Genomic DNA, 13,241 nt, shown 5'->3' with positions numbered 1-13,241 from the left:
ACCGCAGACTGTGAACGTGGTCATCACCGCCCGGTGCCCGCAGTCACCGGGTCGGCGGCGGCCGTGGGGGGCGTAACTGCGCGTTTTACGTTGAGTACGCCTAAAATTCGTCAGTTGGACGCCCCGTCGTTGGCCGGTGTCATCCAGTAGGCGGACGAGGGTAATCTTCGATGATCGACCGATTTATCACGATAACTCCCGAACTGCGTAAACCGAATGAGGGGCCATGAAAGGACGCGTGCTGGTCGTCGACGACGACGCGGCTCTCGCCGAGATGCTCGGTATCGTGCTGCGCGGAGAGGGCTTCGAACCCTCCTTCGTCTCCGACGGCGACAAGGCACTCGACGCGTTCCGCGACACCCGGCCGGACCTGGTCCTGCTCGACCTGATGCTGCCGGGGGCCGACGGGATCGACGTCTGCCGCCGCATCAGGGCCGAGTCCGGGGTGCCGATCGTCATGCTGACCGCCAAGAGCGACACCATCGACGTGGTGCTCGGGCTGGAGTCGGGGGCCGACGACTACATCGTCAAGCCCTTCAAGCCCAAGGAGCTCGTCGCCAGGGTCCGCGCCCGGCTGCGCCGCACCGACGAGCCGACGCCGGAGATCCTGCAGATCGGCGACATCACGATCGACGTCGCCGGGCACTCGGTGAAGCGGGAGGAGGAGACCATCAACCTCACCCCGCTGGAGTTCGACCTGCTGGTCGCCCTCGCCAGGAAGCCTCGCCAGGTCTTCACCCGCGAGGTCCTGCTCGAACAGGTCTGGGGCTACCGCCACGCGGCCGACACCCGTCTGGTCAACGTACACGTCCAGCGGCTCCGGGCGAAGATCGAGAAGGATCCCGAGCACCCCGAGATCGTCGTGACGGTCCGCGGGGTCGGGTACAAGGCCGGACCGGCCTAGCCGACCTCTTCCCCGGACCCCCGAGATGCCTCCCGCACCGAAAAAACGCCGTCGCACCCCGCGCCAGCTGCTGCGGGGTGTCCGGCGTCGTGTCCGGCGCGTCGCCGGCCGGGCGCGACGCGTCTTCTGGCGCTCGCTCCAGCTGCGCGTGGTCACCAGCACGATGGTCATCTCCATCGTGGTCGTCGCCGTGCTCGGCGTCTTCCTGATGCAGCAGATCATCAGGACCACCCTGGAGACCAGGGAGAGCGCGGCCAAGAGCGAGGCGCAGGCCGACAGGAACGCGGTGCTCGGCTATCTCAGCCAGCCGGCGGCCGAGGCCGCCAAGCAGGCCGCGGAGCCGGGCCAGGCGCTGCAGCCGCCGGGAAGCAGCCCGCTCAGCCAGGCCACGGAGGCGCTCGCGCGGCGCGCGGGCTCGGCCAGCCGCTACTCGGTGATCATCCGTAACGAGACGCTGCCGGGGGCGTTCTACGGAACCACGGACATCGACCCCGTCAGCATCCCGCCCAGGCAGCGTGAGGAGCTGTTCAAGAAGGAGGCCGGCGAGGACAGCACCTGGTACACCCCGCTGTACTACAAGGGACAGCCGGAGCAGCCCGTGCCCGGCATGATCATCGGCACCCGCCTCGACTCGTCGTACGAGATCTACCACCTCATCCCGCTGGACAAGGAGGAGCAGACCCTCGCCTCGGTGCAGCAGATGATCATCCTTGTCGGCGCCGGCCTCGTGCTGCTGCTGGCCGTGATCTCCTCCCTGGTCACCCGCCAGGTCGTCACGCCGGTGCGGCTGGCCAGGCAGGCCGCCGAGCGGCTGGCCGCCGGGCGCCTGGACGAGCGGCTGAAGGTGCGCGGCGAGGACGACCTCGCCCGGCTGGCCGCCTCCTTCAACGAGATGGCCGCCAACCTGGCGCTGAAGATCCACCAGCTGGAGGAGCTCTCCCAGGTCCAGCGCCAGTTCGTCTCGGACGTCTCGCACGAGCTGCGCACCCCGCTCACCACCGTGCGGATGGCCGCCGACCTGCTCTTCGACGCCCGCGAGGACTTCGATCCGATGGCCGCCAGGTCGGCGGAGCTGATGCAGAACCAGCTCAACCGGTTCGAGGCGATGCTCGCCGACCTTTTGGAGATCAGCCGCTACGACGCGGGCGCGGCCGACCTCGACGTCGACTCCGTGGACGTCAGGGACGTGGTGCTGCGCGCCGTCGCCGACTCCGAGGCGCTGGCCGAGCGCCACTCCACCCGCTTCGACCTGCGCCTTCCCGGCGAGCCGTGCATGGCGGAGATGGACAGCCGCAGGGTCGAGCGCATCCTGCGCAACCTGCTGTTCAACGCGATCGAGCACGGAGAGGGCCGCGACATCGTCGTCTCGGTCGCCGCCGACAGGGACGCGGTGGCGGTGGCCGTACGCGACCACGGGGTGGGACTGAGAGCCGGCGAGGAGAACCTGGTCTTCGACCGTTTCTGGCGGGCGGACCCGTCCCGGGCGCGCACGATCGGCGGTACGGGCCTGGGGCTCGCCATCTCCCGCGAGGACGCCATCCTGCACGGCGGCTGGCTGCAGGCGTGGGGCTCGCACGGGGAGGGCTCGCAGTTCCGGCTCTCGCTGCCCAGGGTGGCGGGGGCGGTGCTGAGGGGCTCGCCGTTGCCGCTCGTACCCCCGGAGGTGGAGATGCGGCGCACCTGGCGAGGGCACATGACGCCGGTGCTGTCGCCGGCGGCGGCCGACGGGGGGCGCGATGCGGACTAGGACGGGCAGGACGGGAGGCGCGCGACGCCGGCCGGAGCCTGTGGGGAGCGCGACGCGGGCCGTCGGCGGAAGGGCGCGGCGACGGCCCGAGCCGGTCGGTGGCGCCGCGCGGACCGGTGTCCGCGGGGGGCGGTACGCGGCGCTGAGGGGAGGCGCGCGGAACGCGGGGACGGTGATCCTCGCGATCGCCCTCGTCTACGCGGTGAGCGCCTGTTCGGTCATCCCCACCGGAGGCAAGTCCGTCGTCGCCGTCGACAACGAGCGCAAGGGCAACCCGCTGGGCGACCCGTACGCGCGGGTCATCGCGATGCCGCCGAAGGCCGGCTGGTCGCCGGAGGATGTCGTCACCGGCTTCCGCGCGGCGATGGCGAGCCTCGACGACCCCGCCTTCCAGGTCGCCCGCGAATACCTCACCGGCGACTTCGCCACCAAGTGGAACCCGCGCAGCGGCGTCACGGTCTACCGGCAGGGCACGTACGAGAAGTTCGCGCCCCTCCGCGACGAGGACAAGCAAGCCCAGGTGACGCTCAAGGGCAGCAAAACCGCGATCATCGACCAAGACGGCCGATACCGCCCGAGCGGCGGCACGCTGAACCAGGCGTTCACCCTCGCCAAGGACGCGAACGGCGAGTGGCGCATCAGCGCGGCCCCCGACGGGCTCCTGTTGTCCGAGGCCGACGTCGCCCGCGGCTACCTGCCCGTCGACCTGTACTTCCTCGACTCCCAGTGGAAGGGCCTGGTCGTCGACCAGGTGCGGGTGCCGATCGACCCGGCCGCCAACTTCGCCAAGACGACGGTCGAGCGGCTGATCAGGGGGCCGAGCAGTTCCCTCAAGGACGCGGTGCGCACCGCCTTCACCGGCACCGAGCTCATCGACGTCACCATCGAGAACAACCGGGTCGTCGTCGACCTCACCAGGCGGGTGGACTCCGACCTGATCGACCCGATGTCGGCCCAGCTCGCCGCGACGCTCGCCGCGCTCACCAAGGGCGGCTGGGGCTTCGAGGTCACCGTGAACGGCGAGTCCTACTATCCCGACGCGTCCCTCCAGATCGACGCTCAGGAGCATTCGAACTTCGACCCCTGGACGACCCCCGACGCCGTCTACCCGTTCTATCTCGCGGGTGGCGCGCTGCGGCTGCTGGACAAGGAGAACGTCGGGCGGCCCGTGCCCGGAAGGGCCGGTCAGAAGGGGGTGGGGACCCACCCCGCGATCAGTGGCCAGCCCGTACAGCAGGTGGCGGTGCTCTCGGGAGACGGCAGGAGCGTCTCCGTCGCGCCGCTCGCCGCGGGCGGTGAGTGGCGCGACTGGAGCACGGGGGTCTCCCTCGCCCCGCCCGCCTGGGACCGCTATCACACGCTCTGGACGGTCGACCGGCCCAACGACCACGCCTCGGTCATCACCCGGCACGACGGCGACAACAAACACCGGTACCGGGTGTCGGCCCCGGACCTGGAGACGTTGTACGTCAAGTCGCTCAAGGTCGCGCGGGACGGCGTGCACGTCGCCGTGATCGTCAAGGACGGGCTGGGCGAGCAGGTCCAGGTCGGCACCGTCATCGGAGAGCGGGAGAACACCCGCGTCACCAACCTCCAGACCGTGGTCAACGCCGACGGCAACCGGACGATCAAGGACATCGCCTGGAAGGACGGCAAGACCCTGTACGCGCTCACCGGCAAGTCGGAACTGCTCGAGGCCTCGGTCTCCGCCGAGCCCAAGTCGCTGCCCTTCGACTCCCGGATCGAGAGCATCACCGCCCTGGACGGCACCCTGCTCGCCGGAGCCAGGGACGAGCAGGGGGCCCGGCAGGTCCTGTTCTGGAACTCCACCAGGTGGGAGTCGCTGGTCAAGAACGAGACCGGGACCACGGACTTCACGGAGGACGGTCCCGCCTTCCCGGCCTTTCCCCTGAGCTGAGTCGAGCGACTCCTTCCATCGCCTCCGGTGGGGGACCGAACCCCCCTCCGGTACCCTGGGCTGGGCTTTTTTGTCGGTGCCGTATGCAACCTTGGATCCGTGACGACCGCCATGCTCGACCTGATCCTGCCGCCCCGCTGCGCCGGATGCGACGCGCTGGGCGCCCTCGTCTGTCCCCGTTGCGCGAAGGAGCTGCACGGGGCGCCCGCCCTCCGGATGCCGGACCCCGTTCCGCCGGGCCTGCCCGAGTGCTGGTCGGCGGCCGAATACACCCCCGCCGTGCGGCGAGCGATCATCGCCTACAAGGAGCGCGGTCGCACGGCCCTCGCCCCTCCGCTGGCCGGGGCCCTCGCCCTCGCGGTGGCGACGGCGGCCGGCGAGCGGCCGGTGCTGCTGGTGCCGGTGCCCAGCGCCCGCCCGGCCCTGAGGCGCCGCGGGCACGACCCGGTGACCCGGCTCGCGACGTTGGCGGCCGGTTACCTCCGCGAGGCCGGCTGGCCCGCGAGCGTGGCACGGGTGCTCGCCCAGCGCCGCCGTGTCGCCGACCAGGCGGGGCTGAGTTCCCTCCAGCGGGCCGCCAATCTCTCCTCCGCCTTTACGGTCACGATCGGCCGCAACGAGCCTGTGCCGCGCTCCTGGGGCGGTACGGAGGCGATTGTGCTGGTCGACGACGTCGTCACCACCGGTGCGACGCTCGCGGAGGCGGCGAGGGCGATGCGCGAGGCGGGGCTCACGCCCTCCCTCGCCGCCACGGTCGCCGCGACACGCCGGAGATCGAAAACCGGTGATCGCGACGGATCGTGACGCAGAGTGAGATGGTGACCCGATCGTGGGGTCACCTCGACGCCACACCTCACTGTCCTGACCGTCTCGACGATGCCCTCATGGCTGCTCAAGAACGTGAGAAGCCCTCGCCGCTCCCGCCGTCGCCTTCCAGGAGCGGGAGCCCCGGAGCCGGTCGCCCGGTCCTGGATTACGCAAAGTGATCCTTTGGCCCACGGTCAGGCTGACATTCGGCCGGGATGCGGATAGCGTCTGAGCCATGGCACCCGCTCGGGTCCGTGGTTGCACCGGACCGACCTCCGCGAGGAGGCCGGCCCGGCTAGCCGATGCCAGCCGCAGGCGAAACGGTCCACGTAAGACGACTTCTCGTCGATCGATCACGGTGCGGCTTAGAGGTAAGTCCTGCCTTCCCAGGGAGCCAGATGTTCCTTGCCAGAAGAGAAGGGCATGTAGTGGCAAAGAGCTGCGAAACCCTCAGCAGGCGGATGTGGGGACGAAGACCAGGTCGGCCGAGCGGGTGTCGCAATACCACCGTCGAGGTTCGAAGGGGGGCTGTGCATGGAGATCATCGTCAAGGGTCGGCACACCGGAGTGAGTGACCGATTCCGAGACCAGGTGAATACCAAGCTGGCCAGGATCGAGCGTTTGGACCACAAGCTCATCCGCGTTGACGTGGAGGTGTCCAAGGAAAGTAATCCGCGTATCGTCGACCAGCGGGAGCGCGTCGAGCTCACCATTCATTCACGTGGTCCCGCGATCCGGGCGGAGGCTTCGGCCGACGACCGATTCGCCGCCCTTGACATCGCACTCGGCAAGCTCGAAGGACGGCTGCGGCGGCTCGCCGACCGCAGGAAGATCCATCACGGCAACCACTGCCCGCCCTCGGTCGCCGAACTGACGGCCACCGCGCTCGCCGAATCCTTCGACACCGCCCCGGCTCATCTGTTCACCGAGCAGTCGCCGGCCGCGTCCAAGAGCGAGGCCGACGCCGACGTCACGGAGGACAAGAGCATCATCCCGATCCAGATGGACGGGGACGGTCCGCTGATGGTCAGGGAGAAGTTCCACGAGGCCGATCCGATGACCGTCGATCAGGCCCTTCTTGAGATGGAACTCGTGGGACACGATTTCTACCTCTTCCGTGACAAGGAGAGCGGGCAGCCAAGCGTCGTATACCTCCGACAGGGGTACAACTACGGCGTGCTGCGGCTCGTTGAGCCCTGAAGAACGCGTTCGAAGATCCTCTCCGACCAACCGAGGACCATGAAACCCGTGTAATCATGGCGGTCCACCGGCTCTGGCCCCCCGAGGAGGAGGCGTGACGGAACCCGACGACGCAACCGGCCCGTCCGGACACGGCGAACCGATCCGCGTGCTGATCGTTGACGATCACGCGTTGATCCGCCGCAGTCTGGAGATGGCGCTGGCCGCGGAGACGGACATCGAGGTTGTCGGCGAGGCGAGCGACGGGCAGGAGGCGGTCGAACTCGCCGACCGCCTCACCCCGGATGTCATGCTCATGGACGTCCGGATGCCACGGAGGAGCGGTATCGAGGCCACTCGTGAGATCAAGGCCTCGGTGCCGAGCACACGGATCATCATGTTGACGGTGAGTGACGAGGAGGAGGATCTCTTCGAGGCGATCAAGGCGGGTGCCACCGGCTATCTGCTGAAGAACGTCCAACTCGACGAGGTCCCGGAGGCCGTCCGCGGCGTCCACGAGGGACAGTCGCTGATCAATCCGGCGATGGCCGCCAAACTCATCAGCGAGTTCGCCAACATGAGCCGTAAGGAGGCCGAGCGCCCCCCGCAACTCCCCGTTCCGCGCCTGACCGACCGGGAGATGGAGGTGCTCCGTCTCGTCGCGAAGGGCATGAACAACCGCGAGATCGCCAAGCAGCTGTTCATCTCGGAGAACACCGTGAAGAACCACGTCAGAAACATCCTGGACAAGCTTCAGCTCCACTCCAGGATGGAGGCGGTGGTCTACGCGGTCCGCGAGCGGATGCTTGAGATCACCTGACGCGTGCCCGGTGCGGTGACCGCCCGGCGGTCACCGCGCCCGGCCCCGGGCGTCACGTTCGCGGGCCGGGCCGCGAGGTCACCGCGCTCAGCCCTGGGCGCCGTCCTTCAGGGCGTCCTGCAGGGGGCCGGCCAGGAGAGGATCGACGCGCTCGACCCGGACGGCCTCGCAGCCGACCCAGCTCGCGGCCTCCCAGAGCGCTCCGGCCAGCGAGGCGGCGCCCCTGGCCGGTGTGACATCGCCTTCGAGGCTCACCTGACGGGCCACCAGCGTGGACCCCTCCCGGGCCGGGTCGATCCGCCCGATCAGCCGGCCCCCGGCGAGGACCGGCATCGTGAAGTAACCGTGGACGCGCTTCTCCTTGGGCACGTACGCCTCAAGGCGGTGGTTGAAGCCGAACACGCGGGCGGTGCGGGCGCGATCCCAGACCAGGGAGTCGAACGGGGAGAGCGGGGTCGTGCGGTGACGGCCCCTGGGCTCGGTCTCCAGCGCGGCCGGGTCGGCCCAGGCGTCGGCGGACCGCTCGGGCCACCCGGCGACGCGGACGGGGACCAGCCCGGTGGAGCCGTCGAGCAGGCATGCGTCGAGCAGCCGTGCCTCCGGGGCCTTCAGCCGCAGGAAGTCGACGAGGTCGGCACGGGTGGCCACGCCGAGCGCGGCCCCGGCCATCCCGGCGAGGCGGGTGACGCACTCGGCGTCGGACAACTCCTCGGCCAGCAGGTCCGCGGGGACCGCGCGCTCCGCCAGGTCGTAGACGCGGCGCCAGCCCACCCTGCGCGTGCAGACGACCTCGCCGGTGTCGAGCAGCCACTCAATGGCGATCTTGGAGTCCGACCAGTCCCACCACGGTCCGCCCTTCTTGGCGCCGCCGATGTCGGCGGTGGTGACCGGGCCGCTCTCACGGACCAGGTTCAGCACCTTGTCGACGCTGTCGGGGACCTCGTGCCAGCGGAACTTCCTCGCACGGAAGTATCTCCGTCTGAAGGCGTACAGCGCCCAGTCGCCGATCGGCAGGATGCAGGCGGCGTGGCACCAGTATTCGAAGGCCCGCGCGGGCTCGTCCCAGTAGGCCCGCTCGACCTCCTGCCTGCCGACGGCGCCGAGGCGGGCGTACGCGACCAGCTCGTGGGAGCGGGCCAGCACGGAGATCGTGTCGAGCTGGACGGCGCCCAGACGGCGCAGGGTCGCGGGGGCGCCGCCTCGCCGGGACTCGGCGCCCAGGAACCCCTGGGCGCGCAGGATGACGCGGCGGGCCTCGTCGGAGGAAAGGGAGAGCTGCATGACCGCCCCAGGGGGAGACAACACGTCGTGGGCCGAGGCTAGCGCCTGACACCGACAACGCGGCCACGCCGGTGTCAGGGGGGCGCGTCCGGAGCGGGCGGGGTGAACCCCGGGGCGGGCGGGGATGAGCGCGCGCCCGCCGCGTCCGGGGATGAACCGGGGCGAACCCCGCCGCGCCGGGCGGTCAGTCCAGGACGCTCCGGCCGGTTCCGCTCATCCTGCGAGGAGCCTCGACGACGATGTCCTGGAAGACGCGGAAGACCAAAATGAGAACGCCGCCCATGGCGCAGACCGCCGCACCCATCCAGAAGACGAACCAGTTGGGGCCCAGACAGAGAGCGACCCCCGCGACGGTGAAGCCCAGCAGGATCACGGTCACCGCGAGCCAGGACGACGCCCTTCCCCCGTGGCCCCCCGAGCCCTTGTGGAGCGCGGGACCGCCGTCGCCCCCCTGACCCTCGTGGGTCCCGCCACCTGCCGGACGTGTGTCCTCCGCCATCACGACTCCTCCTCCCAGGCAGTGACCAGGCATGGCGACGCGCCCGCGCGAATCCCTCGCGGACGCGGCAAAGAGCGACATACCCTATGAAGCTGGTCGTACTCTCTCAAAGAAGCGGGCAAGGAACTCCCAGGGCCACAAGAGCGTCTTTGAGGGTGGCTGTGTCTGGTGGCGGAACCGCCTACGATGGCAGCGGAGAACCATGTCTCGTCCTCAGCCGGGCCGGTCCGGCCGCGGAAGACCTGCGAGGAGCTTTACCTAAAGTGCCAGCCTTTCTCGATAGAATTCTTCGCGCCGGCGAAGGCAAGCTTCTGCGTAAGCTCAAGCGGATCGCCGACCAGGTCAACTCCATCGAAGACGACTTCACGAGCTTGACCGACGCCGAATTGCGCGCGCTCACCGACGACTACAAGCAGCGTTACGCCGAGGGTGAATCCCTTGACGACCTGCTTCCCGAGGCGTTCGCCACCGTTCGTGAGGCGTCCAGGCGGGTTCTGGGCAAGCGTCACTTCGACGTGCAGATCATGGGCGGGGCCAACCTGCACATGGGCAACATCTCGGAGATGCGCACCGGTGAGGGCAAGACCCTCACCTGTACGCTGCCCACCTACCTCAACGCCATCTCGGGCAAGGGCGTCCACGTCATCACGGTCAACGACTACCTGGCCAAGCGTGACGGCGACGAGATGGGCCGTATCCACCGCTTCCTCGGCCTCGAAGTCGGCGTGATCCTGGCCAACATGCCGGCCGACGAGCGTCGCAAGCAGTACAACGCCGACATCACGTACGGCACGAACAACGAGTTCGGCTTCGACTACCTGCGCGACAACATGGCGTGGTCGCTCGAGGAGTGCGTCCAGCGCGGCCACCACTTCGCCGTCGTCGACGAGGTCGACTCCATCCTCATCGACGAGGCCAGGACGCCGCTGATCATCTCCGGCCCCGGCGAGCAGTCCGGCAAGTGGTACGCCGAGTTCGCCAAGATCGTCCCCCGGCTCCGCAGGGGCACCGAGGGCAAGGACGGCGAGGAGAACACCGGCGACTACGCCGTCGACGAGAAGAAGCGCACGGTCGGCATCTTCGAGTCCGGCGTGGAGAAGGTCGAAGACTGGCTCGGCATCGAAAACCTCTACAAGCCCGAGCACACCCACCTGGTCGGCTTCCTCAACAACGCGTTGAAGGCCAAGGAGCTCTACAAGAAGGACAAGGACTACATCGTCGTCGACGGCGAGGTCCTGATCGTCGACGAGTTCACCGGTCGAGTCCTGCACGGACGCCGCTACAACGAGGGCATGCACCAGGCCATCGAGGCGAAGGAAGGCGTCAAGATCAAGGACGAGAACCAGACTCTCGCCACGATCACGCTGCAGAACTACTTCCGCCTCTACGAGACCCTCTCCGGCATGACCGGCACCGCGGCGACCGAGGCCAACGAGTTCCACCAGACCTACAAGCTCGGCGTCGTCCCGATCCCGACGAACCGGCCGATGATCCGCAAGGACCAGGCCGACGTGGTCTACAAGACCGAGGACGCCAAGTTCCTGGCGAGCGTCGAGGACATCAAGGAGCGCTACGAGCGGGGCCAGCCGGTGCTGGTCGGCACCACGAGCGTCGCCAAGTCCGAGCGCCTCGCCAAGGAGCTCAAGCGCAAGGGCGTCAAGCACGAGGTCCTCAACGCCAAGAACCACGCCCGTGAGGCGGCCATCATCGCCGAGGCGGGCCGCAAGCACGCCGTCACCGTGGCGACCAACATGGCCGGTCGAGGCACCGACATCATGCTCGGCGGCAACCCCGACTTCCGCGCCGACCTGGAGCTGCGCAGCCGGGGTCTCGACCCGGTCGAGACCCCGGAGGAGTACGACAAGGCCTGGGGCGAGGCGCTGGAGAAGGCCAAGGCGGCCGTGCAGGCCGAGCACGACGAGGTCACCGAGCTCGGCGGCCTCTACGTCCTGGGCACCGAGCGGCACGAGTCGCGGCGCATCGACAACCAGCTCCGCGGCCGTTCCGGCCGTCAGGGCGACCCGGGCGAGTCGCGTTTCTACCTCTCGCTCGAAGACGACCTCATGCGCCTGTTCAACTCGGCGAGGGTCGAGATGATCATGACGCGTCTCAACATCCCCGACGACGTCCCGATCGAGTCCGGCATCGTCTCCAAGGCCATCGCCTCCGCCCAGCACCAGGTCGAGCAGCAGAACTTCGAGATCCGTAAGAACGTTCTGAAGTACGACGAGGTCATGAACCGGCAGCGCAAGGTGATCTACGCCGAGCGTCACCGGGTGCTGGAGGGCGCGGACCTGCACGAGCAGATCCGCGGCTTCGTCAACGACGTGATCGACGAGTACATCGCGGGCGCCACCGCCGAGGGCTTCGCCGAGGAGTGGGACCTCGACAAGCTGTGGAAGGCCCTCGGCCAGCTGTACCCCATCAGCATCACCGCCGAGCAGCTCATCGAGGAGGCCGGGGGACGCGAGGAGCTGACCGCCCAGTTCCTCGACGAGCGGATCAAGGCCGACGCGATGGCCGCCTACGACCGTCGCGAAGAGGAGATCAACGCCCAGGCCATGGACCCGGAGGCGATGCGGGTGCTGGAGCGCCGCGTCATCCTGTCGGTCCTCGACCGCAAGTGGCGCGAGCACCTCTACGAGATGGACTATCTCCAGGAGGGCATCGGCCTGCGGGCGATGGCCCAGCGCGACCCGCTGATCGAGTATCAGCGTGAGGGCTTCGAGATGTTCTCCCAGATGCTTGAGGGCATCAAGGAGGAGTCGGTCGGCTACCTGTTCAACCTTGAGGTCGAGGTCCAGAGCAACCCGATCGTCGAGGAGCACGACCACTCCGAGGACGCCGCGCTCGCGGAGACCCGCTCGATCATCGCCCGTGGCCTGCGCGGCCCGCAGCGTCCCGCCGAGCTGGAGTACACGGCTCCCGGCGAGAGTGGCGAGGTGGAGCACACCCGGGTCAGCACCAAGGCACAGCGCGACGCGTACGGCAACGTGGAGCGCAACGCCCCGTGCCCCTGCGGCTCCGGCAAGAAGTACAAGCGCTGTCACGGAGACCCCAAGAACGTCGAGGTCTGACCGTCGCCGGAGGGCCCGCACCACCACGGTGCGGGCCCTCCGGCGCGTCCGGATCTCCTCCGTTCCGGCGCTCTGGGCGGAGCGCGGCGGGCCGGGGGCGGTGGCCGCACGGATTCCGGCAACGAGCGGTCACGGGCGTGGCGGGCTCCGCGTGGGAGCGGCCGGCCACGATTTCCTGGAACGAGCGACGCGTGCGGCGGACTCTGTCGCGAGCGGGCCGGTCAGGGGGTCGTCGGCTTCACGGCCTTCACGGCCTTCGGGGACGAGCTGCGGACGCGGCGGTGGGCCTGGGCGTCGCGGGCCCTCGGCGCGGGACGCGGTCGGGGGCCGTCTCGAACTCGGTGCACAGCCAGCGCACGCCCCTGCGTTCCAGCCGCAACGCCAGGACGCGCGAGCGGTCGCCGCAGTCGACCACGACGCACATCTCCACGATCCCGTCCTCGGGCTGGGAGACGTGGACCCTGCCGACCCGGGGCGGGCGCGCACTGTCGATGACCTTCCCACTCCTGGCCAGCTCGGCCTGGACCCTGCCGGTCAGGTGACAGGAGACGCTCGCCGGAGGGCGCCTTCCGGACAGGATCTCGGCGACGGCCTGCGCGAGGGCCCGCAGTCTCCGCTCGTCGGGGACCGCGCCGGGCGGGCCCCAGACCAGCGGTTTCCCGGTCGAGGAGCCAGGCTCTCGGGGATCGAGGGCGAGAGCGAGAGTGCCCTGCACGTACGGCGGTACGGCCGGGGCGTTCCCGGTGGGGCGGTCGTCGTCGTAGGGCGGTTCCGCGGCGGGGGAGGGGGCGATTCTGGGGAGTGCTGCCGGGCGTCGTGGGGGCGGCATGAGGGCTCCGATGTGCTGGTCCGGGGGCGGGGAAATCAACACATCAGGGAGTTTTCGGCCCGCTGTGCAGATACGCGGCCCGCCAACTTCCCGGAAATCGCGGTCGCTTCGTCCTGTTGGGCGGAGAAGGTCGCCTCAGGTTGGAGCGGTCGTTTCCGGTTGAGGCGGGTTGTGGCCAGA

The 13,241-nt window shown here is 69.2% G+C and carries 10 protein-coding genes; 7 read left to right on the top strand and 3 right to left on the bottom strand.

What is annotated here, in order from left to right:
- Positions 1–226 precede the first annotated feature (226 nt).
- The 6 genes from mtrA to ACFY3V_RS15165 all read left to right on the top strand — a co-directional run bounded on the left by mtrA (position 227) and on the right by ACFY3V_RS15165 (position 7,375).
- Positions 227–904 (top strand): MtrAB system response regulator MtrA, encoded by a 678-nt coding sequence (gene mtrA / locus ACFY3V_RS15190; protein ID WP_030907316.1) that lies wholly within the window; start codon positions 227–229, stop codon positions 902–904.
- A gap of 25 nt (positions 905–929) precedes the next feature.
- Positions 930–2,651, top strand: a complete 1,722-nt coding sequence (gene mtrB / locus ACFY3V_RS15185) for an MtrAB system histidine kinase MtrB (RefSeq protein WP_362906257.1) — start codon at positions 930–932, stop codon at positions 2,649–2,651.
- Between the two features lie 40 nt (positions 2,652–2,691).
- Positions 2,692–4,569: an LpqB family beta-propeller domain-containing protein gene (locus ACFY3V_RS15180; RefSeq protein WP_389773642.1), complete on the top strand. Its 1,878-nt coding sequence runs from the start codon at positions 2,692–2,694 to the stop codon at positions 4,567–4,569.
- Positions 4,570–4,668: 99 nt separating this feature from the next.
- Positions 4,669–5,373, top strand: a complete 705-nt coding sequence (locus ACFY3V_RS15175; RefSeq protein ID WP_362906261.1) for a phosphoribosyltransferase family protein — start codon at positions 4,669–4,671, stop codon at positions 5,371–5,373.
- Positions 5,374–5,910: 537 nt separating this feature from the next.
- On the top strand, positions 5,911–6,576 hold the full coding sequence (gene hpf / locus ACFY3V_RS15170) for a ribosome hibernation-promoting factor, HPF/YfiA family (RefSeq protein ID WP_350946499.1): 666 nt from the start codon (positions 5,911–5,913) through the stop codon (positions 6,574–6,576).
- A gap of 94 nt (positions 6,577–6,670) precedes the next feature.
- Positions 6,671–7,375 (top strand): response regulator transcription factor, encoded by a 705-nt coding sequence (locus ACFY3V_RS15165; protein WP_350946500.1) that lies wholly within the window; start codon positions 6,671–6,673, stop codon positions 7,373–7,375.
- 87 nt (positions 7,376–7,462) lie between these two features.
- On the opposite strand, the gene ACFY3V_RS15160 is transcribed toward ACFY3V_RS15165, so the two are convergent.
- Together ACFY3V_RS15160 and ACFY3V_RS15155 are read right to left on the bottom strand one after the other, a co-directional pair.
- Entirely contained in the window at positions 7,463–8,656 is a 1,194-nt protein-coding gene (locus ACFY3V_RS15160) for a winged helix-turn-helix domain-containing protein (RefSeq protein ID WP_389773638.1), read from the bottom strand.
- Between the two features lie 184 nt (positions 8,657–8,840).
- On the bottom strand, positions 8,841–9,155 hold the full coding sequence (locus tag ACFY3V_RS15155; protein ID WP_362906266.1) for an HGxxPAAW family protein: 315 nt from the start codon (positions 9,153–9,155) through the stop codon (positions 8,841–8,843).
- 263 nt (positions 9,156–9,418) lie between these two features.
- Between ACFY3V_RS15155 and secA the strand changes: the two genes are divergently transcribed.
- The gene (secA, locus tag ACFY3V_RS15150) at positions 9,419–12,232 is read left to right on the top strand and encodes a preprotein translocase subunit SecA (RefSeq protein ID WP_350946503.1); all 2,814 of its coding nucleotides are present in this window, start codon (positions 9,419–9,421) and stop codon (positions 12,230–12,232) included.
- Between the two features lie 247 nt (positions 12,233–12,479).
- Here the strand turns inward: secA and ACFY3V_RS15145 are convergent, their stop codons facing one another.
- Positions 12,480–13,061 (bottom strand): Rv3235 family protein, encoded by a 582-nt coding sequence (locus tag ACFY3V_RS15145; RefSeq protein WP_389773634.1) that lies wholly within the window; start codon positions 13,059–13,061, stop codon positions 12,480–12,482.
- Positions 13,062–13,241: the final 180 nt, after the last annotated feature.

The organism is Streptosporangium sp. NPDC000095 (genome assembly GCF_042899335.1).
GTDB lineage: Bacteria > Actinomycetota > Actinomycetes > Streptosporangiales > Streptosporangiaceae > Streptosporangium.
Note: the sequence above shows the minus strand (reverse complement) of the source record. Positions and strands in the feature narration are given on the sequence as shown.